The 19603-nt window shown below is 65.8% G+C and carries 17 protein-coding genes and 5 pseudogenes; 4 read left to right on the top strand and 18 right to left on the bottom strand.

Annotated elements, in window-relative coordinates; translation table 11 throughout:
- Positions 1-5: 5 nt before the first annotated feature.
- The 14 genes and pseudogenes from ON33_RS06295 to ON33_RS40975 form a co-directional block, all read right to left on the bottom strand.
- Positions 6-209: a ferredoxin gene (locus ON33_RS06295; RefSeq protein WP_040856309.1), complete on the bottom strand. Its 204-nt coding sequence runs from the start codon at positions 207-209 to the stop codon at positions 6-8.
- Positions 206-1003 (bottom strand): SDR family oxidoreductase, encoded by a 798-nt coding sequence (locus ON33_RS06290; protein WP_040856308.1) that lies wholly within the window; start codon positions 1001-1003, stop codon positions 206-208. Before ON33_RS06290 ends, ON33_RS06295 begins: the two co-directional genes overlap by 4 nt.
- Positions 1003-2208 (bottom strand): cytochrome P450, encoded by a 1206-nt coding sequence (locus ON33_RS06285; RefSeq protein ID WP_040856306.1) that lies wholly within the window; start codon positions 2206-2208, stop codon positions 1003-1005. The genes ON33_RS06290 and ON33_RS06285 overlap by 1 nt, the downstream gene beginning before the upstream one ends.
- 159 nt (positions 2209-2367) lie before the next feature.
- Positions 2368-2670 (bottom strand): hypothetical protein, encoded by a 303-nt coding sequence (locus ON33_RS06280; protein ID WP_157184432.1) that lies wholly within the window; start codon positions 2668-2670, stop codon positions 2368-2370.
- A 252-nt stretch (positions 2671-2922) separates the two neighbouring features.
- Entirely contained in the window at positions 2923-3519 is a 597-nt protein-coding gene (locus ON33_RS06275; RefSeq protein ID WP_040856302.1) for a hypothetical protein, read from the bottom strand.
- A 45-nt stretch (positions 3520-3564) separates the two neighbouring features.
- Positions 3565-4521, bottom strand: coding sequence for an MlaD family protein (locus ON33_RS06270; protein WP_040856300.1), 957 nt, complete (start codon positions 4519-4521; stop codon positions 3565-3567).
- Entirely contained in the window at positions 4518-5615 is a 1098-nt protein-coding gene (locus tag ON33_RS06265) for an MlaD family protein (protein ID WP_083868635.1), read from the bottom strand. Before ON33_RS06265 ends, ON33_RS06270 begins: the two co-directional genes overlap by 4 nt.
- On the bottom strand, positions 5612-6715 hold the full coding sequence (locus ON33_RS06260) for an MlaD family protein (protein ID WP_040856298.1): 1104 nt from the start codon (positions 6713-6715) through the stop codon (positions 5612-5614). Before ON33_RS06260 ends, ON33_RS06265 begins: the two co-directional genes overlap by 4 nt.
- On the bottom strand, positions 6715-7740 hold the full coding sequence (locus ON33_RS06255; protein WP_040856296.1) for an MlaD family protein: 1026 nt from the start codon (positions 7738-7740) through the stop codon (positions 6715-6717). The genes ON33_RS06260 and ON33_RS06255 overlap by 1 nt, the downstream gene beginning before the upstream one ends.
- Complete coding sequence (locus tag ON33_RS06250) at positions 7728-8732, bottom strand: MlaD family protein (RefSeq protein WP_040856293.1); 1005 nt, start codon at positions 8730-8732, stop codon at positions 7728-7730. The genes ON33_RS06255 and ON33_RS06250 overlap by 13 nt, the downstream gene beginning before the upstream one ends.
- Positions 8729-9790 carry an MlaD family protein gene (locus ON33_RS06245; RefSeq protein ID WP_169336782.1) on the bottom strand — a complete coding sequence of 354 codons (1062 nt, stop codon included), beginning with the start codon at positions 9788-9790 and terminating at the stop codon, positions 8729-8731. Before ON33_RS06245 ends, ON33_RS06250 begins: the two co-directional genes overlap by 4 nt.
- Before the next feature lie 4 nt (positions 9791-9794).
- Positions 9795-10658 carry an ABC transporter permease gene (locus ON33_RS06240; RefSeq protein WP_040856287.1) on the bottom strand — a complete coding sequence of 288 codons (864 nt, stop codon included), beginning with the start codon at positions 10656-10658 and terminating at the stop codon, positions 9795-9797.
- Positions 10658-11512, bottom strand: a complete 855-nt coding sequence (locus tag ON33_RS06235) for an MlaE family ABC transporter permease (RefSeq protein WP_040856284.1) — start codon at positions 11510-11512, stop codon at positions 10658-10660. Before ON33_RS06235 ends, ON33_RS06240 begins: the two co-directional genes overlap by 1 nt.
- A 503-nt stretch (positions 11513-12015) precedes the next feature.
- Positions 12016-12198, bottom strand: a pseudogene (locus tag ON33_RS40975) (LLM class F420-dependent oxidoreductase); the annotation flags it as partial.
- Here ON33_RS40975 and ON33_RS43095 point away from each other — a divergent pair.
- Positions 12199-12288, top strand: a pseudogene (locus tag ON33_RS43095) (NAD(P)-dependent oxidoreductase); the annotation flags it as partial.
- Here the strand turns inward: ON33_RS43095 and ON33_RS06230 are convergent.
- The 3 genes and pseudogenes from ON33_RS06230 to ON33_RS06220 form a co-directional block, all read right to left on the bottom strand.
- A pseudogene (locus tag ON33_RS06230) lies at positions 12281-12927 on the bottom strand (NAD(P)-dependent oxidoreductase); the annotation flags it as partial. The pseudogenes ON33_RS43095 and ON33_RS06230 overlap by 8 nt on opposite strands.
- Positions 12924-13673 (bottom strand): SDR family oxidoreductase, encoded by a 750-nt coding sequence (locus tag ON33_RS06225; protein WP_040856281.1) that lies wholly within the window; start codon positions 13671-13673, stop codon positions 12924-12926. The gene ON33_RS06225 and the pseudogene ON33_RS06230, both read right to left, overlap by 4 nt.
- A gap of 57 nt (positions 13674-13730) precedes the next feature.
- A complete protein-coding gene (locus ON33_RS06220; protein ID WP_040856278.1) occupies positions 13731-15200 on the bottom strand; it encodes an aldehyde dehydrogenase in 1470 nt (489 codons plus the stop codon).
- A gap of 181 nt (positions 15201-15381) precedes the next feature.
- Between ON33_RS06220 and ON33_RS39385 the strand changes: the two are divergent.
- Together ON33_RS39385 and ON33_RS06215 are read left to right on the top strand one after the other, a co-directional pair.
- A pseudogene (locus ON33_RS39385) lies at positions 15382-15579 on the top strand (cytochrome P450); the annotation flags it as partial.
- Positions 15580-15757: 178 nt separating this feature from the next.
- Positions 15758-17001 (top strand): annotated as a pseudogene (locus tag ON33_RS06215) (cytochrome P450).
- Positions 17002-17060: 59 nt separating this feature from the next.
- Here the strand turns inward: ON33_RS06215 and ON33_RS06210 are convergent.
- Positions 17061-18668 (bottom strand): aldehyde dehydrogenase family protein, encoded by a 1608-nt coding sequence (locus ON33_RS06210; protein ID WP_245550320.1) that lies wholly within the window; start codon positions 18666-18668, stop codon positions 17061-17063.
- 102 nt (positions 18669-18770) lie between these two features.
- Between ON33_RS06210 and ON33_RS06205 the strand changes: the two genes are divergently transcribed.
- Positions 18771-19592: a class I SAM-dependent methyltransferase gene (locus ON33_RS06205; RefSeq protein ID WP_040856274.1), complete on the top strand. Its 822-nt coding sequence runs from the start codon at positions 18771-18773 to the stop codon at positions 19590-19592.
- Positions 19593-19603: the final 11 nt, after the last annotated feature.

The following is a 19603-nucleotide window of genomic DNA, read 5'->3' as shown; positions in this document are numbered from 1 at the left end:
GGTGGTCAGTGGCCGGTGCTGTCGACGATCGACAGGGCCTGGGTGGGGCAGTAGCGCACGGCAGCGGTGACGGCCGCACGGGTTTCGGGTCCGGGATCGGTATCGAGAATCTCGACCTTGCCGCGGTGCGGCACCGTGAAGACTCCGGGCGCCTCCGCGGCGCACACCGCGTGGCCCTGGCACAGGTCCAGGTCGGCGACGACTTTCATGAGTTGCTCCTGACAACATCAGCCCGGACGCGGGCCTCGGGTTGAACTTCGGTCAACTGGATGTGCGCACCCCGCGGGGCCGAGACGACCGCGACGATCGCCGACGCCAGATTCTCGGCCCGCAGCATTTCCGAGTGCCGGATGAATCCCCACGTGGTCCAGTCCTCCAGCACCGGGCCGATGATCTCGGCGGTGGTGTCCATCCCGATCTCGGTCCTGGTCGGGCCGGGCCGTACCACCGAGACCCGCACACCGGTGCCTTCGAGCTCCATGGTCATCTGTTTGGCCATGGCCTCGAGCCCGGCCTTGGCCGCGGAATAGGCGCCGGAGCGGGGCCGCGGGGCCGGAGCGGTGTCGGAGCTGATGATGACGAAGTCGCCGCGAGCACGCTCGGTCATGCCGGGAATTACCCGGTGCGCCAGCCTTTGCACGCCGAGGAGGTGTACTTGCACCTGCCCCAGGAACTGCTCCGGGGTCAGCTGGTGGACCTGGCCGAACACCAGACTGCCGGCACCGGAAACCAGAATCTCGGTCGGCCCGAACGCTGCTTCGGCGGCGGTGACGAACTCATCGACCGAGGCGCTCTCGGTGACATCGAGACGAACGGCGAGCGCCTCCCCGCCGTTGGCGCGGATCTTCTCGGCCAAGACCTCACACTGATCCACGCGGCGCGCTCCCAGCACCACCGGATGGCCGAGTTCCGCGAGCGCTTCGGCGGTGGCGGCGCCGATTCCGGAGGACGCGCCCGAGATCAGGACCGGCCTGCGGTCAGGATGGGGTGCGAAGCGGGGCATCAGGCAATCTCCGTCGTGATCGGCAGCGCGGCGAAGCCGCGCACATTGGTCGAGTGCACACGCACGATTCCGGTGTCGTCGAGCGCGTAGTCGCGGACCCGGGAGGCGAATTCGCGCAGTGCGATGGTGGCTTCCAGACGGGCCAGGTGAGCGCCGAGGCAGAAGTGCACGCCCGCACCGAAACTGGCGATGGCGCCCTTCTCCGGACGATCGATTCGGAATACGTCCCCGTCGGGGAAGGCATCGGAGTCCCGGTTGGCCGAGCCCATGAGCAACAGCACCTTGGCACCCGCCGGAATGGTGCGGCCGTACATCTCGATGTCCGTGGCAGCGCTGCGCGCCACGATCTGGCTCGAGGTGTCGAACCGCAAGGTCTCCTCGACCCAGTCGGGCACCAAGTCGGAGTCCGCGACCACCTTGGCGTACTCACCGGGTGTACGTGCAGCCCAATACAGCGCGTTCCCCAGGAGTTTGGTGGTGGTCTCATTGCCGGCGACCACCATCAGGAACATGAACCCGATGATCTCCTCGTCGCTGAGCCGGTCACCGTCGATCTCGGCGTCCAGCAGAGCGGAGGTGAGGTCTTGGGTGGGTTCGGCCCGCCGGGCGGTGACCATCTCGCTGTAGTACGTGATCAACTGCAGCGAAGCTTCGATGGCACCCATGGGCACGTCGAGGACACCGTCTTCGCGATGCACGACCAGATCGGCCAGGCGACGAATCTCGGCGCGATCGGAAACGGGTACACCCATCAGTTCGGAGATGACGTCCATGGGCAGCTTGCCCGCGAAATCCTCGATCCAGTCGAAGGATCCACGTTCCAGAGCCGGCTCGAGGTGTTCGAGGGTCAACTCGTGGATGCGCTGGTCCATCTCGGTGACCCGGCGCGGCGTGAACCCCTTGAACACCAAGCGCCGCATGCGCATATGGCGTGGATCGTCCATCGCCAGGAACGACATGGTCCGGTGCGCGTGCGGCCCCCAGGCGGCCGGGTCGAGGGAGACGCCATTGGCACTGGACAGGCGTGCGTTGTCCCGGAACCCGGCGATGACGTCGGCGTGCCTGGACAACGCCCAGAAGTCCTGTTCCGGGTTGTGGTAGAGCGGGGCGTGCCGACGCAGCCGCTCGTAGATCGGATACGGATCCTCGTGGAACTGGTAGTCGTACGGATCGAACGTGAACGGCTCCAGAGAGGCCGAAGTCATCACGCGCACCTCGAATTCGATTGAACGCTCTTCCGGGCCGCGGTCCGATGGCCGCCGCAGAAGGACATTAGACTGGACAACTGTCTGGACAGTATCATCGACGGCTTTCCATCACAATGGCCGCGCCGAGAAGCGACCCCGGCGACGGCCGACCGGCCTTCACACGCCATTGCCCGCGAGGGCGAGCATGTCGGCAGCCGAGACGAATTTGACTCGCGGACGCCGCATTTCGGCTCCACCGGCACGCTCAGCGGCGTCTATCGCCATCCAGCCGCCATAATCGACTCGACGCGGACAGCGTCGAGTCAGCAGTCGCGAGAACGATTCGGGGCCACGCGGGGGATCCGCCAGGCCACCGTCGAGGAAGTCGCCGATCAACTCGTTCACCGTTTCTTCGGCATCGCCCCTGTTCGTGCCGATGACACCCCGCGGCCCCCGCTTGATCCAGCCCGCGGTGTACACACCCGGCACGGAGTCTCCTCCGGCATCTACCACCCGGCCACGCACATTCGGGATGACCCCGAGAACCGGATCGAACGGCACATCGGCCGGCGGCAGCCCCCGATAGCCGACGGCTCGCAGAACCACAGAGGTGGTGAGCGTTTCACCGCGTTCCGTCGCAACTGCTCACAGCCCCCCGTGTCGCGCAATTCATTGTGGGCGATCGTCAAGTGTTGCCATGTGGCGGTCCTCCCTACTCATGCCCGGTCGAATCTATTTGGTGGGCAGCGCATTTTGCAGCCCACCGACGTCGGTGATCTTCCACCCCGCATTGCGATCGATGGTCAGCGAGTAGGTGACCGTGGTCTGGGCGCCCTCCGGAGACTGCGCACTGGTGGACGTCACATTCACGTATGCGTTGACCTTGTAGATTCCGCCCGACTCGGAGGTGACCGACGAGGACAGCGGTACCGCCTTCGAGGTCCATTGCAGCGGCAGCAGAATCTGTTCGAGCTGTGGTCCGGTGGCCTCGAATTTCGCCGCGAGCTGGGGCGTAGCGCCGGCCTGCAGGCGGCCCAGCCACGCCTTGGTGTCCTTGTAGTCGATCGTCGATGCGCCCACCGCATAGTCCGACGCCACCTGCTCCGCGTGACGATCGTCGGCAGCCTTCGAATCACGTTCCGCGAGATCCGATTTCGCCGACCAGTACAGGGCGCCGAGCACGATACTCACGATCAGCGGCACCGCCACGGCGGCGGCGGTCAGCACCGTCGACAGCCGCACCGATACCGTGCGGGCGCGCGAATCACGGGGCTCCCGCGGCTCGCTCTCGGTTACTTCCTCGACGGCTTCGTCGATTTGCGTCGCCATGCCTCTGTCCTTCCTCGAGATGAGTTGCCGCCCGGTGCGGGCCGGCTATCTGACGCCGATCCGAAGATGCACGGTGCCGTCGGCGTCGACGTCCTGCAGCCCCTGCGCGATGAGGGCACTGATATCGATGGCCGGTGTGCGACGGACGGCATCGGTCACCACCGGCTCCAGGACCGGCCCCAGCTGCGCGGCCGTCGGACCGATCTGCTCGAAGAAGGCTGTCAGGTTGCGGAGAAACGGGACGAGTCCGTCGCCGGTGAAATAGCTGGCGACAGGGCGGCTTTCGGCGAGCGCGGACCCGGACTCGACGATCTTGTTGAGGGTGGTGCCGAAGGCGCCGAACTGCGGTCCGGCACTGGCCAGCGACGGTCCCATCCATTCGATATCGCCGCCCAAGGCCTGCATATCGCTGAAGAGCTGACGGATCGTCTGGGTCCGGCTGAGCAGGGTGGCGGCCAGTAGCGAGGTCGAGCGCTGCAGGGTCTGCATGGCCGGATCGGTGCCCGCCAGCGCGCGTGAGAAGGTGCCCACCAGGTCGGCGACGACTTCGGGTTTGATCTGCGCGAGCAGATCCACCACCTTGCCCGACAGTTCGGTGATGGTCATCGGCTTGCGGATCCGGTTCGCCGGGACCACCTGCCCGTCCTCCAGGAACGGTCCACCGGCTTGTTGCGGGGAGAATTGTATGTAGGGCTCGCCGAGCGCCGAAAGCTGTTCGATCCGGATATCGCTGGACAGCGGTATGCGATAACGGCTTTCGATGCGCAGCCGGACCAGGACACCGGTCGCCTGCCGGGTAACCGACTCGGTGCGACCGACCTGCACACCGGCCAGCAGCACGGGCGAGTGGGCGACCAGACCTCCGGAATTGTCCAGCCGCATCTCGGCGGTGATGTAGGTGCGCCGCGGATCCAAGTGCAGCACTCCGAAAGTCATGTACGAGACACCGAAAACCAGGACCGCCACGATCGACGAAAGCGACACGGCCGCACGCACATTCACCGGACCACTCCGATCATCCGCAAGGTGTCGAGAATGCGGGCGGTCTGCTCGGCCGGCGACATCACCGCAGGCTGTCCCGAACCGGCCGATATTCCGGCGATATTCACCTTGGGACCGTGGTCGACGAAGGGAATGATCTTGTTCTGGATGAGATCCACAGCCTTCTTCAGATTCGACGGTGAGTCGGTGTCGAGCGGATGGCTGCCGAACAGCATCGGCACCACGGCCCGCGCGGTGCCGTCGAGCGACTGCACCACCGGCGCCAGCCATTGCAGGCTCGGCGCCACCGGTCCCAGCGCGGTCAGCACGAAGATGACCCCGATCTCGGCATTGATGGTGTCGATGGTGTGCTGTGCACCATAGGGAGTCAGCAGTTCATCGAGCTTGGGCAGGTTGTCGCCGACACCCTGGTCCAACGTGGCCTGGACGCCGTCGAGCAGCGCGTCGACGGAGTGGAGGTGGTCACCGAGATCGGAGATATCGGCGCCGAGCGTGGCGGCGATGCGCGCGGTGTCACGCGAATCCTTGGGCAGAATGGCGTTCATCTTGTCGACGATGCTCTGTACATTGCTGACCGCGCCGCTGCCGACGAAGGTGGACAGGCCGGCGAAGATGTCCTCGATCGGCTGGGACTGCCGGGTCTGAGCCAGCGGTATGGTCGCGTCGGCGTCGAGCGTCCGCCCGCTCGTCGTGGCGGGCACGCTCAGGGCGATGTGGACGTCGCCCAGCGGCGTTTCCTGCCGCAGTGCGGCAGTGGTCTCGGCGGGCAGGTGCACCGACGAGCGGATGACGACATCGGCGACGACGTACCCCTGGCGTCCTGGTCCGCTCTGCGTGGCGGAGACGGGATCGACCAATGTGAGGTGACTCAGTTGCCCCACCCGCACCCCATCGGCGAAGACCTTGGCTCCGGGCGGGAGATTGAGGACATTGGCGAATTCGATTCTCAGGCGGTACGTGGGCCCGTCGACCCCGGATCCGGGAACGGTGAGATCGGAGGGCTGGAAGTCACATCCGGCCGCGCCCACTGTCAGCGCCAAGGCCAGCGATGCGTGCACACCGGCCCGGCGCCATCGTGCGGTGAACCGAGTCATCGAGCGCTCACCGCCGACAGCAGGACGGGTAGTACGGGCACATCCACCGCTCCGTTCTCCGATTTCCGGCACTGCTGCCCGGTGACCGCCTGCACGGCGACGCAGATCTGATCGGTATCCGGTTGCGCGAGTGCGATTTCCGGCGCCGCGTAGCCGATGTTCAGCCGGCCCGACGCGGGGTCGATCGCACTGCTGAACCCGGTCGCGATGGCCGGCACCATGCCGATGATCTCGGCGAGCGACCCGACTCCGGCCGTCAGCAGCCTCGACAGGTTCGGAACCGAGTTCAGTGAGCGCAGCGCCGGTGAGCCCAGCATGATGATCACGTCGTTGATCTGGGGCAGCAGTTTGCTCAGCGCGTCGACCAGATCGATGATCGGGGGAAAGGCGATGACATTGATGTCGGTGAACGTCCGCGGCAGTCCGGTGACGGTGTCGTGCACCTGCCCCCAGCCGCTATGGGCCCGGTGTGCCAGTTCACCGATCGCGTCCAGCAGCTGCCCGAGGTGGCCGATGGCCGCGTCCGGTGCGGCGAGCGCGTTGCCGAGCTGATTGATGATGGCGTTGATCTGATCACCGGAGCCACCGGTTGCGTTGTCGAGCGCGGCCATTCCGTCACCCAGGGCATGGCGTTGCGCGGGATCATCGGAGGAGTCGAGCTGATCAGCGAGATGCGCCAGGGCGTCGAATGTTTCGGTCAGGCTCTTGGGTGTCACCGTCTTGGTGATGCACTGGCCCGGATTCCAGCTCGCTCCCGAGGGCTCGGCCCCGATCAGTGCGAGCTTCCGGTCCGCGACCAGGGTGTCACTGACGGTCGTGGCGCCGACGTCGAGTGGGAGTTTGCGATCGGCGCGCACGGTGAACCGCACTCGGGTGGCCGTGCCCTCGAGTTGGATGCCGGTCACCTCGCCCACCGGAACACCCATGATCGTCACCGCGCTGCCGGTGAAAAGACCTACAGCATCGGGCATGTCGGCGCAGTAGCCCTGAGTCGCCGGGTGCGGCCGGCTGACACGCAGCCCGACCGCCGCACCCGCGACGAGCGTGAGGATCACCGCGGCCGACATCACGGCGCGGGAGCCGAGAATTCTCGTCAGCATCAGCAGCCTCCCCCGGGTACGGGTACGCACACCGACGGCGCGGACAGGGTCACAGCGGACTGGTCGACGGTGATTCCGCCGCCGACGGGCATCAACGGCAGCAGCCGCTGTCCCAGACCCCGTAGTGCATCGAGCAGGTCACCCAGACGCGAATCCAGCTGTTGCAGTTGCGGAATCGCGTCGGCCAGGGGCTGTGCCCGGTCTTTCAGCCCGTGATCCCATGCGCGGCCCAGCGGCGTGAGATCCTGCAGCACGACTGCCAGATCGTTGAGCGTCTGGGCCACCTGGGCCTTGTTGTTCTGGATGAGATTCTCCAGAGTGCCCAGGTTGACCAGCAAGGTGGCCAGCACATCGGAGTTACGGCGCATCGCCGTGAGGTATTCGTCGCTGAACGAGAGCGTGCGGGAGATATCCGCATTCTGCTTGTTCATCATCGTGACCAGATCCGAAGCTGCCCGCACGACAGCGCGGATCGAGTCCGGGCTCTTCTCCACCGAGGCGGACAACACCGCCAGGTTCTGCCGCAGCACGTCACCGTCGATCTGCCGAACCGGCTGTGCGGCGTCCTGGAACGCCTGAGTGAGGTTGTAGGGCAACAGCACTCGCTGCATGGGGATCACGCCTTTGCCGAGCGGACTCGTTCCGGCCGGTTCCACGGCGACGTAGTAACCGCCGACCACGGTCAGCATGCGAATGTCGAGTACGGTCTGGTCGCCGAGGAAGGCACTGGACTGGGCAGTGAACTCCATCCGCACGCGATCGGACAGCAGCGTCAGCGATTTCACCTTGCCGACCGGTATGCCGGCGATTCGAACATCGTCGCCGGGGCGGATCGACCCGGCCTGCGCGAGTTCCGCACGGTAGAGCTGTTCAGGGTCGGTTCCGGTCACGTACACGACGCCGATGGCAGCGATCAGCACGATCACCGCACCCAATCCGGCCAGGCCCCAGCGCAGATCGGTATTTCGGGCAGGTGCCACCTCTGCTTGCGCCCGCGAACCGGGCCGCCGCTTCAGGACTTGCATAGGATGATCCTCTGTCCGGTGATCAGAATTCGAAGGGGCTCGGGCGCATCCGCGTTGCCATGGGAACAGGCCGGCAGCGCCTGCGATCCGGTCTGCGGAACGGCGGCGGTAACGGCCTGGATGAGGCCGGGCATGCGGCCGAACACCGCGACGGCGTCATAGGGGTCCGGGAACGCCTGTTTGAGCAGTGCGTCGAGATCACTGTCCTGCTTACCGGTCAGGCCCAGTACGGTCAGCATGCTGCGCAGTGGCTGCAGCACCGGTGGAATCTGATTCGAGAAATCGATGAGGCCGGGCAGTTTCTCGGTGATGACCACGAACAGGTCGGTCAGACTGACCAGAAGTTTCATCGCGTTCCCGGAATCGCCACCGATGTGGTCGGAGATCCGTGACAGATTGCCCACCAGTGTCGATAACACCGACTGCCGGTCGGACACATAGCGGCTCAGCCTCTCGATGGCCCCCAACGCCGGGCCGAGGCCGGTGCCATCGCCGTCGATGACGGCCAGCAAGCTGGTGGTGAACTGATTGAGGTCATCCGGCGACAGTTCCCGCAGCACCGGCTGCAGTCCATTGAACAGGGTGGTGATGTCGAAGGCCGAGACCGTCTGGTCGACGCCGAAAACCGCTGTGGCAGAACGGCGCCGGCCCGGTGAATCCGGTTGGCGGATCTCGAGAAACCGGAACCCGGTGAGGTTCTGGTAGCGCACCGCGACCTTGGTGTCGGTGAACAGCGGTCGATCACTCTGCACGGTGAAACGCACGCGCGCCTGCGCGCCTGCGAGTTCGACGCTGCGAACCTTGCCGACCTGCACTCCGTACAGCCGCACATCATCACCGGGACGCAGGCCGTTCGCGTCGGTGAAGATCGCCGTGTAGGTATCGGTCGGCCCGGTCACCGGCCGTTCGATCACTCGAAAGATCCCGATCAGGATCAACAGCATCAACACCACCGCGGTGACGACGCGCGCAAGCAGCGCCCTCGTCTTCATCGGCCGCCTCCCGCAACAGGATTGGCGCCCAGGACCGCGGCCAGCGGGCTCGCCAATCCGGGAACGAGGTCGAGTTCCACGTGTGTCTGCACTACCGGCCCGTCGGGACCATCGCGGAACGAGGCGTCGAGGCGATCGAGCAGGTCGCGCAACTGGCCGTTGGAACCGGCCGGGTCGCTGACCGATCCGGAGATCCGATCCAACACGACGGTCGCGATGGGCAGCAGTCCGGAGAAGTACGGCTGGGTGGTGCCGAACAGTTGGGTGACGACCGGCAACAACTGGTTCTGCACGCCGGGCCACATTTCCGCGAACTTCTGGATGTGCGCGTCTTCCCGCAGATAGCCGTTGTCGTAGCTGGCGTAGAGCAGGGTCAGGGCGCCGGTCAACATCGGCGGGATACCGGTCAGGGTGGCACCGAAGCGCTCGAACAACTGCGACGGCGGTAGCTGCCGGGTCTCGGTGTAGGCGCGGACGGTGGTCCCGATGGCCTGCAGCAGCGGTGTGAAGGCGGTCAGATCGCGGGACAGCGTGCTCAACAGTTGCGAGAGTTGCGGTGTCAGCACCTGCGCGGTGAGATCTCCGGTCGAGTTCAACAGCGAGGCGAGCGTGGCGTCGCGGACGCGGTCGGAGTTCTCACCGGTCAAGTCGACAGTCGCGCCATCGACGAGTGCGGCGCCTCCGGTGTCGGGACACAGCTCGAGCGCACTTACTCCGAACAGGTTGCCCGGCACGTAGTCGACCTTCAATCCCGTTGTGAGGCCGAATAATTGGGATCGGTCCAGACTCAGGTTCAGCTTTCGCCGGTCTCGGCCGGCGAAGTCGATGGTGTCCACGGTTCCCACCCGGACACCGTCGAGCCGAATTTCGGTGCCCGGCCCGATTCCTTCGCCGACGTACCCGACGACGAGTGCGATATCGATACGGTCCGCGGGGCGGGAATCAGGGACGAACCTCCAGACCATTGCCAGCACGATCGCCGATACGAGGGCGCACACACCGAGAATGCGCGCCTTACGGGGTCCGACTTCGGTTCCGGGGAGTGCGTATGCAGGCATGCGGCTACCCCGTGAACACGATCGGAGATTGGAAACCCCACAGCACGATCGTGGTGACCATGTCGAGTCCGATGATCGAAACCAGACTCGCGCGAATCGCACGCCCCGAGCCGATGCCGACACCTTCCGGACCACCCATTGCGAAGAACCCTTGATAGCAATGGATAAGCACTACAGCAATGGCGAACACCACGACTTTTGCCGTCGCGGCGAAAACATCCCATGGCACGATGAATTGGTCGAAATAGTGCTTGTAGGTACCGGATGGCGTTCCATGTACTGCGGTCACTATTACCTCGCAGGAGAAATAGCTCAATATCAGAGCGACAACGAATGCCGGCGCGACGGCTACGATGCCCGCGAGGACCCGGGTGGTGACGACGAACGGTACGGAACGGATTCCCAAGGACTCGAGGGCATCGATTTCCTCCGAAATGCGCATCGACCCGATCTCTGCCGTCATTCGGCAACCCGCCTGCGCGGCGAACCCGATCCCCGCCGCGATGGGCGCGAGTTCCCGGGTGACGCCGAATGCCGAAATGAGTCCGCTGAGCTGCCCCAGGGACAGCAGGTTCAACGCGCTGAACGCCTCGATTCCGATCGATGCGCCCATCGCCGCGCCGAGCAGCAACATCAGCGGCACCACTCCGCCACCGATGATGATCGAGCCACGGCCCCAGGTCATATCGGTGATGGCGTTGATGGTCTGACGCCGGTAGTGCAGGACGGTGTACGGCACGGAAGACACCACTTGCCAGCAGAATCCGAGCACGAATCCCATGGAGTCGACCGCCTGCAACGGCCGCACCCGCCGCTGCATCCGGCCGGCCCACCGCAACCCGACCGGGCGGTACGGCGCCGCCGCCATCAGGCCATCCTGACGGGCAGGAACATGGTTACCACCTGGGTGATCGCGGTATTCAACACCACCACAGCGGCAATCGACATCACCACCGCGGCGTTCACCCCATCGGCGACGCCTCGCGGTCCACCCTTTGCTTCCAGTCCACGCTGACAAGCGATCACCACGACGAGGAACCCGAACAGGGTGGATTTGACCAGCGACACGCAGACATCGACGGGCGTGGTGAAGGATCCGAACGATTGCCAGTAGCTGCCCGGGGTCACATCGAGCGCGGTGACCGCGACCGCGAAGCCCGAGGCGATGCCCACGAAGATGATCAAGATATTGAGCAGCGGTGCCACCAGCATCATCGCGGCGATCCGGGGAACCACCAGCCGCTGAATCGGATCGACGCCCATGACTCGCATCGCGTCGACTTCCTCACGGATGGTCCGGGCACCGAGGTCGGCAGCGATCGCCGCCGCGCCGGCACCGCCGAGCAGCATGGCGGTGGCCAAGGGCGCACCCTGCTTGATCACACCGAGTCCACCGGCCGCGCCGATCATCGAGTCGGCGCCGAGACGAGAGACGATATTGCCGACCTGCGCGGAAACGATGACGCCGAACGGTACCGCCATCAAGATGCTGGGAACTCCGGTCACCCGGACGAGAAACCATGCCTGGCTCAAGGTTTCACGCAGTTGAAAACGCCGATTGACGACATCGACAACTCCGACCCGGATGGCGGTGGCCCCGATTCGAAGCGCGCGCCCCAGAGTTGCGACGCTCGACAGAACGGTGTCGGCGAAATTCCGGCGCAGTGCATCGGCCGCGGTCGCCCGATCCGGTACAGGAGGGCCTATTTCTTTCGTGGACATCGAGATCCCCTGTTCGACCGAACCGCCGATTCCATGCCTGCACGGGGGTGGTCCGGGGTCGAATGACATCGACCAGGCGACTCGGTGACCACTCCGAATCGGGAAAGAGCGTCATTGCACTTCGTCATGAGATTCTCGCGTCGTTCCACTTCTCAGGAAGTCACTCATCGACCGGATCGAATGAGCAATACCGAATCCGTTCCGAGGGAACGGATTCGGTTTCGGCGACATCGATGGCCAGGTTCGGTGAGTGCACCCTGCGCCACCCCGTATCGACCGGCTCCGCCGCCATGCGGGCGACACTACCATATGAGCTGGAACACATTCCAGACATTATTCCGGATGACTGAATGGAACTGGTTCAGGAACCGTGTACTGCTATCCGACAGGGCCTGAGCAGCGAGAAGGATCCGTCTCCGACATACGACGACGCACCCGCGGCCCAACCGCCACGGCCCACGACCACTCGGTTCGCGGGGTCGCGGCGCGCTCGACTCCAGCGATCAAAATGCGGGCAGCTCGGACAGTTTCGCCACGAGACGGTCGAGATAGCCCAGCGCCTCGTCCTCGGACCGATCGGGAAGTCCGTACAGCACGTCGGTCACACCGTCGGCGGCCCACCGCATCAGCTTGGCCGCGTCGGGCGTGAAGTCGAGAGCGACCACCCTCGGCGCCCCGGGCCGTCCCACTCCGATGCGATCACCGGGGGGCCGGGCGCGATCATGCTGCGCAAGACGACAGCGCCGGTGGACGTCGCTGATTTCTGGTATCCCATCCTCGCACCACTCTGCCGAGTTCGGCGATGTCGAGCCCGGCCGCCGCGGCCAGCCGTTGCGCTTCGGTCGCCGCGGTGAACGCGACGAAATGAAGCAGGTTGCGCGCCAGCTTCATCCGGGTTCCCGCTCCGACCTCGCCGGCATGGACGATGAGGTCCGAGAAGCTGCCGAAGGGGCGCGGATGCGGTCCAGGGCGGCTTCCGATCCACCGACCATGACCGCGAGCGCGCCCTGGGTGGCGCCCGGGGCTCCGCCGCTCACCGGCGCATCGACGAATTCGACATCGTGGTCGGCGCAGACCGCCGCGAGCTCTGCGGCGGTGCGGTCGCTGATGGTCGAATGCACGGCGACCACGGTGCCCGCGGCGGCGGTGCGGAGTACCCCGTCGGCGCCGGTCAAGACCTCACGCACCTGCGCGTCGTCGATCACGGTCACACAAATGACGGTCGAATGCTCGGCCACCTCGGCGGGGGTGGATGCCGAGCGGGCACCCGCGTCGACGAACGGTTGCACGGCTTCGGCGCGCACGTCGCAGACGGTCAGTCCGCCGGGCCAGTCCAGCAGTCGCTTCGCCATCGGCGCGCCCATGTTGCCCAGCCCGATGAAACCGACTCGGGCGAAGCCGGATTCGTCGTTCATCGGATGATCTGCCCGCCGTCGACGTTGAGGATCTGGCCGGTGACCCAGCCCGCGTCGTCCGAGAGCAGGTACAGGCAGGCACCGACCAAGTCCTCCGGGGTGCCCATGCGCTTGATCGGGATTCGCGCGACCATGTCCTTGACGATGCTGCCGGGGGTTACGGTCTGGGTGGCCTCGGTGTCGATCGGGCCGGGCGCGATGGCGTTCACTCGGATCTTCGAACCGCCCAATTCGGTCGCCAACTGCTGCGTGAGTCCGTTGATCCCGACCTTGGCCAGTCCGTAGAAGCCGGAGTACAGCCATGCGGCAGTGGAGGACTGGTTGACGATCGACCCACCGCCGGCGGTGATCATCGGCTGCCACACCGCGCGCGTCACGTTGAGCGCACCGTCGAGGTTCACGCTCATGAACTTCTTGTAGTAGTCCCACGGGACGGTCAGCAACAGGTCCAGCTTCATGTCGCCGTAGATGGCGGCGTTGTTCACCAGATGATTGATCGCCCCGAACTCGGCGACGGTGAAATCGGCCAGCGCGGTGGCGGATTCGGGATCGGAGACATCGACCCGGCGGAACGCGGCGGTGCCGCCGTCGGCGGTGATCTGCTTGGCCACTTCTTCGCCGCGCTCGGCGTTCAGGTCGGCGACGACGACATTGGCGCCCTCGGCGCCCAGCGCCTTGGCATAGGCCGCGCCGATGCCCTGTGCGGCGCCGGTGACGATCGCGGTGCGCCCGGTGAAACGTGCCATGGTGTGTTCAGCTCCCTGTGCTGTGGTGAAGAGGGTTGTGCCGTAGTGAAAGCCGGGTCAGGCCGGGGTCGCGACGAGCTTGGTTTCGAGATACTCCTCGAAGCCCGCCACACCCATCTCACGGCCGATGCCGGACTGCTTGTAGCCGCCGAAGGGCGCGTCCGCGTGGTACCAGAGCCCGCCATTGACACTCAGGGTCCCGGTGCGCACCCTCGCGACCACTCGATCCACCCGCTCCGGGTCGGCGCCCCATACCGAACCCGAAAGCCCATAGGGTGATTCGTTGGCGATGCGCACCGCGTCGGTGTCGCCGTCGTGTGGAATCACCACCAGCACCGGACCGAAGATCTCCTCCTGGGCGACGGTCGCCGTGTTGGGTACGTTCGCGATGACGGTCGGCTCGATGAAGTAGCCGCGGTCGCGGCCCTCGGGGCGACCACCGCCGGCCACAACGTGGCCGCCCTCCGCGCGCGCGATGTCGATGTACCGTTCCACCCGGTCGCGTTGCGCCTCGGAAATCAAAGGGCCACAGATGGTTCCGGCATCGGTCGGATCACCCGCCCGCATTCCGGTCATCGTCTTGGCCGCCGCGGCCACCGCGTCGGCGTAGGCTGCACGCGGGACCAGCAGCCGGGTCGTGAGCGCGCAGCCCTGGCCGGCGTGCACGGCCACCGAGAAGGCCGTATAGCTCACGGCGGCCGCGATATCCGCGTCATCGAGCACGATGGCAGCCGACTTGCCACCCAATTCCAGGAACGTGCGCTTCAAATTGCCCGCCGCGCCGACCATCACGGACCGGCCGGTGCGGGTGGATCCGGTGAACGTGACCATGTCCACCCGCGGATCCTCTACCAGCGCGGCCCCGATGTGATGGTTGTCCGAGGTCACGATGTTCACCACGCCGGCGGGGATGTCGGTGTGCTCGGTGATGAGTCGGCCGAGCACCGCCGCCACCCAGGGCGTATCCGGGGCGGGCTTGAGCACCACGGTGTTTCCCGCGGCCAGCGCGGGTCCGAGCTTCGCGAGATTGATCTGATGCGGGAAGTTCCATGGCGTGATCGCCCCGACCACGCCGACCGCTTCCCGGCGAATCACCCGACGACTCGCGATGCCCATCTGGGTCGCCGCGCCGAGATCGGTTGTCCAACCGTAGGTTTCGGCCAGATCCGCGGCAAAGTCGAGGTCGGAGATGGGTCCTTCCAGCTGCGGTCCACTGGTCAGCATGACCGGGGCGCCCACCTCGGCGACGGTGATCTCGCGGAGTTCCTCCACATGTGCGCGCATAGCGTCCCGCAGCTGCCGGATGCAGTGCGCTCGAAACTCGTGGTCGCGCGACCACTCGGTCTCGTCGAAGGCCGTGCGGGCCGCGATCGTCGCCGCGGCCAGATCGTCGGGCGAGGCGTTGGCGGCATGGCCGAGCACTTCCTCGGTGGCCGGATTCACCGTCGCGAAGACGCCGGCTCGGCCGGGCACCAGCTTGCCGCCGATCAGCAGGGAGGTGCCTGCACTGGGGACGAGGCCATTCATTACACGACTCCCGATACTTGTCTGGACAACTGTTCGGAATATAGTTCGGATACTTCTACAATTGCAACCACGAGCTTGATCTGGAAGGTCGGATGCACTGCTTGTTGCAGACTGCTTTTCGTAGTACTGTCCGGACACATGTCCACCGTTTGTCTGGACAGATATTCCGGAAGGATTTCCAATGACATTGGTCAAGCCGCAGCGGGTGTCCGGCGGTCACGGCGAGCACGGGCACCTGGACGAGTTCCGAACGGACCCGATCGCGCTGATGCGACGGGTGCGCGCCGAATGCGGAGCTGTCGGATCGTTCGAACTCGCTGGTCGCGATGTCATTCTGCTGTCGGGCGCGGAAGCCAATGAGTTCTTCTTCCGGTCTTCTCGATCCTGTTGCGGGACTGGGAGTTCGAGATGGCGCAGCCCTCCGAAAGCTACCGCAACGACCATTCCAAGATGGTCGTTCAGCTGGAGCAGCCGTGCCGCGTCCGCTATCGCCGACGCCGGCGATGAACTCACCCCTTTTCCGGACCACAGCGCTGTCGGCCCATCAGGAGGAACCCATGCCCGCGCCGTCCCTGCCTACCGGATTCGACTTCACCGACCCCGCCCTGTGGGAAACCCGAAACCCCGTAGCGGAATTCGCGCAGCTGCGCCGCACCAGTCCGGTGTGGTGGAACGCGCAGCAGGACGAGGCTTCCGGCGGATTCCGCGACGGCGGCTACTGGGTGGTCAGCAAGCACGAGGACATCAAGGAAGTCTCCCGAAAGTCCGAGTTGTTCTCATCGCAACGCAAAGGCGCGGTCATTCGGCTGCCCGGGCAGATAACCATCGATCAGATCGAACTCACCAGCGCGCTGCTGCTCAACATGGACCCGCCCAAGCACACCAAGATCCGGCGCATCATTTCCAGAGGGTTCAGCCCCCGGGCGGTAGAGTCGCTGCGGGCCGCCTTGACCGAACGCGCGGAGCGCATCGTCCACGCGGCCAAGCAAGAAGGTCGCGGCGACTTCGTCGAGCAGGTCGCCTGCGAACTTCCGCTGCAGGCCATCGCCGAGCTCATCGGTGTGCCGCAGGAGGATCGGCGCAAACTCTTCGACTGGTCCAACCAGATGCTCAACTACGACGACCCCGAGTACGCCGATACGGCGACCACCGACACCTCCACAAATGCCTCCGCGGAGATCCTCGGCTACGCCTGGAATATGGCCGAGCAACGCCGTTCCGTCCCCGGCGACGACATCGTGACCCAGCTCGTGAACGCGGACATGGGCGGAGAGGCGCTGGGATCCGACGAATTCGGATTCTTCGTCATCCTGCTCGCCGTGGCGGGGAATGAGACCACCCGAAATGCCATCACCCATGGCATGAAGGCCTTCATCGACCATCCGGACCAGTGGGAGCTGTTCAAACAACAACGACCCCGGACCGCGGCGGATGAGATCATCCGGTGGACCACTCCCGTCACCGCGTTCCAACGCACCGCGACCGCCGATACCGAGCTCGGCGGACAACTGATCCGCGCAGGCCAGCGCGTCGGATTGTTCTACAGCTCGGCCAATTTCGACGAGGACGCGTTCACCGATCCGTTCGCCTTCGACGTGTGCGAGATCCCAATCCACACTTGGCGTTCGGCGGCACCGGCGCGCATTTCTGCGTGGGCGCCAACCTGGCGCGGTTGGAGATCGACCTGATGTTCAACGCCATCGCCGATGCCATGCCCAACCTCTCACAGGTGGCCGAACCCGAGCGGCTGCGCAACGGCTGGATCAACGGCATCAAGCACTGGCAGGTCAGCTACTCGTAGATCACGTCGCGACCGCGGGGCCCGGGCCGGCCGGCGCCCCGCACCGGGCCGCCGTGACATCACGACAGCAGACGCCGCACCAGCCGATTGCCGAATGCCCGGATCAATCCGTCGAGATCGCGAATTGTCTTGTCGGTGTACGGGTACCAGATGCTTTCGCGCTTCGGCTGCCAGCGATCGATCAGTACGGGCTGGGCGTGGGTGAACCCCCGCAACGCGTGCACGCCGTTGACCTGGCCGACCCCGCTGTCCTTGCGCCCGCCGAACGGAGCCTCGGGGACTCCGTAGACGACGGCGGCGTCGTTGTGAACCACCGAGCCCGTGGTCAACCGCGCCGCTATGCGCCGGGCGCGCGCCGGATCCTTGGTGAACACCGAACCGCTGAGCCCGTAACGAGAGTCGTTGGCCAGCCGGATCGCCTCGTCCTCGTCGGCGACGCGCACGATGGCCGCGATCGGACCGAAGGTCTCCTCGGTCATGATCCGCATACCGTGATCCGCGCCGGCGATGACGGTCGGCTGGAAGTACAGGCCCTCTCCCGCCTCGGCCGATCCGCCGACCAGGATCTCGGCGCCCGCTGCCCGGGCCTCGGTGACATGCCGGGCGACCAGATCGAGCTGGCGATCCCAGAACAGCGGCCCCATATCCGTGTCCCCCGGCCCGTAACGGACCTCCGCGGCCTTGCGCGCGACCAGTCCGATGAACTCCTCGGCCACACTCTCGACAACGTAGATGCGCTCGACGCTCATGCACACCTGACCGGTATTGAACATCGACAGGTACACGGCACCGGCCGCGGCGCGTTCGAGATCGGCGTCCGCGCACACGATCATGGCGTCCTTGCCGCCGAGCTCCAGTGTGCAGGGCACGAATCGCGCGGCACAGGCGCTCGCGATCTTCCGGCCGGTGGCGACGCTGCCGGTGAAGCACACCTTGTCCAGCTCCGAATCGACCAGAGCCGCACCGGTTTCGCCGTCGCCGTGCAGGACCTGCACCACGTCCTCGGGTACACCGGCCTCGTGCAGCACTCTCGCCACCCACTCCCCCGCGCGCGGCGTCACTTCCGAGGGCTTGAACACCACGGTGTTGCCGGCCAGCAACGCCTGCACGACGGGATTGAGCGTCAGGACGAACGGAGCGTTCCACGGTGTGATCACCCCGACCACGCCCAACGGCTGATACTGGATATGCAGCTTCTTGAACGGGCGCAGGTAGCCGTGCAGCCGCTGCCGATGCGGCCGTAGATCACGACGGGCACGGCCCGACCAGTAGTTGAGGAAGTCGCACGCCGGCACGATCTCCACCCCGAGCGCCTCGGCCATGGGCTTTCCGGTCTCTATCCGGATCGTCTCGGCGATCTCGGCCCGGCGCGCACTGATCACGTCGATCGCACCCCGGACCAGAGCCGCACGCTCGCCGATACTCCTTGCCGCCCAGCCGGGTTGGGCCGCGCGGGCACGGGCGACCGCGAGCTGCACCTCGGCGCCGCCGTCAACGTCGATTTCGTCGATGGGCAGGCCGGTCACCGGACTGGCCAGGGCCAGTCGACGTCGTTCACCGTCTGTGTGCGACACGGCGCGCACGATGGCCATATCCACTCCCTCTTCAGCACCGACACCCAGTTGGACATCGGTCTGGACTGTACTATCGACAACTGGCCAGAACAAGATCGGCAGGCCCGCGGCCGGGTACCGACCAGGCGCATCCCGGTGCCGCGGCAGGCGAAATTACCGCGCTCCCGAGCGGCATCCGTGGCACAGTCGAGCAGCATGAGCGACTACCGCCGCCTGAACCGGGCCAACTGGGACGATCGCGCTCCACTGCATGCCGGTTCCGGCGACTACGCCCTCGACAATTTCCGCACCGATCCCTCCTTCCTGAGCCACGTGGTCCGCTTCGACCTGCCGCGCCTCGGCGACATCCGCGGCCTGGACGCGGTCCACCTGCAATGCCACATCGGCACCGACACGCTCTCACTGGCACGGCTGGGCGCCACCATGACCGGCCTCGACTTCTCCCCCGCCTCCCTGGCCGAGGCCCGCAAGCTCGCCGAAGCCACCGCCACCCCGATCGATTTCGTCGAAGCCGACCTCTACGACGCCGTCCCCACGCTCGGCGCGGCACGATTCGACCTCGTCTACACCGGTGTCGGAGCCCTGTGCTGGCTGCCGGACATTCACCGGTGGGCCGAGACGGTGGCCGGGCTGCTGCGGCCGGGCGGGCGGCTGTTCATCCGCGACGACCATCCCGTCCGCATGGCCGTCGACGAGACCCGCACCGGCCCCCTGACCCTCGGCTACCCGTACTTCGAGACGCCGGACCCGATGGTGTTCGACGACGAAACCACCTACGTGGACACCGATTTGGCGGTCGCGCACAGCACCACCCACGAATGGAATCACGGCCTCGGCGAGATCGTGGAAGCCGTCCTGCAAGCCGACCTCACCCTCACCCAGCTCGTCGAGCACCGCAGTGTGCCGTGGGAGGCGCTGCCCGGCCGCATGGTGTGCGGCGAGGACTCCGAATGGCGGCTCATCGAACACCCCGAACGACTGCCACTCAGCTTCACCCTGCAGGCCCGCAAGCTCTGAAACCCCGAAAA

The organism is Nocardia niigatensis NBRC 100131 (genome assembly GCF_000308655.1).
GTDB lineage: Bacteria > Actinomycetota > Actinomycetes > Mycobacteriales > Mycobacteriaceae > Nocardia > Nocardia niigatensis.
This window is presented reverse-complemented; position numbering and strand designations above follow the sequence as displayed.

Bases quoted from the DNA above. Each gene is read 5' to 3' on its own strand.
- ON33_RS06290 (WP_040856308.1), bottom strand. From the start codon at position 1,003: ATGCCCCGCTTCGCACCCCATCCTGACCGCAGGCCGGTCCTGATCTCG.
- ON33_RS06205 (WP_040856274.1), top strand. From the start codon at position 18,771: ATGAGCGACTACCGCCGCCTGAACCGGGCCAACTGGGACGATCGCGCT.
- ON33_RS06265 (WP_083868635.1), bottom strand. From the start codon at position 5,615: ATGACTCGGTTCACCGCACGATGGCGCCGGGCCGGTGTGCACGCATCG.
- ON33_RS06225 (WP_040856281.1), bottom strand. From the start codon at position 13,673: ATGGCACGTTTCACCGGGCGCACCGCGATCGTCACCGGCGCCGCACAG.
- ON33_RS06295 (WP_040856309.1), bottom strand. From the start codon at position 209: ATGAAAGTCGTCGCCGACCTGGACCTGTGCCAGGGCCACGCGGTGTGC.
- ON33_RS06285 (WP_040856306.1), bottom strand. From the start codon at position 2,208: ATGACTTCGGCCTCTCTGGAGCCGTTCACGTTCGATCCGTACGACTAC.
- ON33_RS06250 (WP_040856293.1), bottom strand. From the start codon at position 8,732: ATGAAGACGAGGGCGCTGCTTGCGCGCGTCGTCACCGCGGTGGTGTTG.
- ON33_RS06260 (WP_040856298.1), bottom strand. From the start codon at position 6,715: ATGCTGACGAGAATTCTCGGCTCCCGCGCCGTGATGTCGGCCGCGGTG.
- ON33_RS06255 (WP_040856296.1), bottom strand. From the start codon at position 7,740: ATGCAAGTCCTGAAGCGGCGGCCCGGTTCGCGGGCGCAAGCAGAGGTG.
- ON33_RS06235 (WP_040856284.1), bottom strand. From the start codon at position 11,512: ATGTCCACGAAAGAAATAGGCCCTCCTGTACCGGATCGGGCGACCGCG.
- ON33_RS06275 (WP_040856302.1), bottom strand. From the start codon at position 3,519: ATGGCGACGCAAATCGACGAAGCCGTCGAGGAAGTAACCGAGAGCGAG.
- ON33_RS06245 (WP_169336782.1), bottom strand. From the start codon at position 9,790: ATGCCTGCATACGCACTCCCCGGAACCGAAGTCGGACCCCGTAAGGCG.
- ON33_RS06220 (WP_040856278.1), bottom strand. From the start codon at position 15,200: ATGAATGGCCTCGTCCCCAGTGCAGGCACCTCCCTGCTGATCGGCGGC.
- ON33_RS06240 (WP_040856287.1), bottom strand. From the start codon at position 10,658: ATGGCGGCGGCGCCGTACCGCCCGGTCGGGTTGCGGTGGGCCGGCCGG.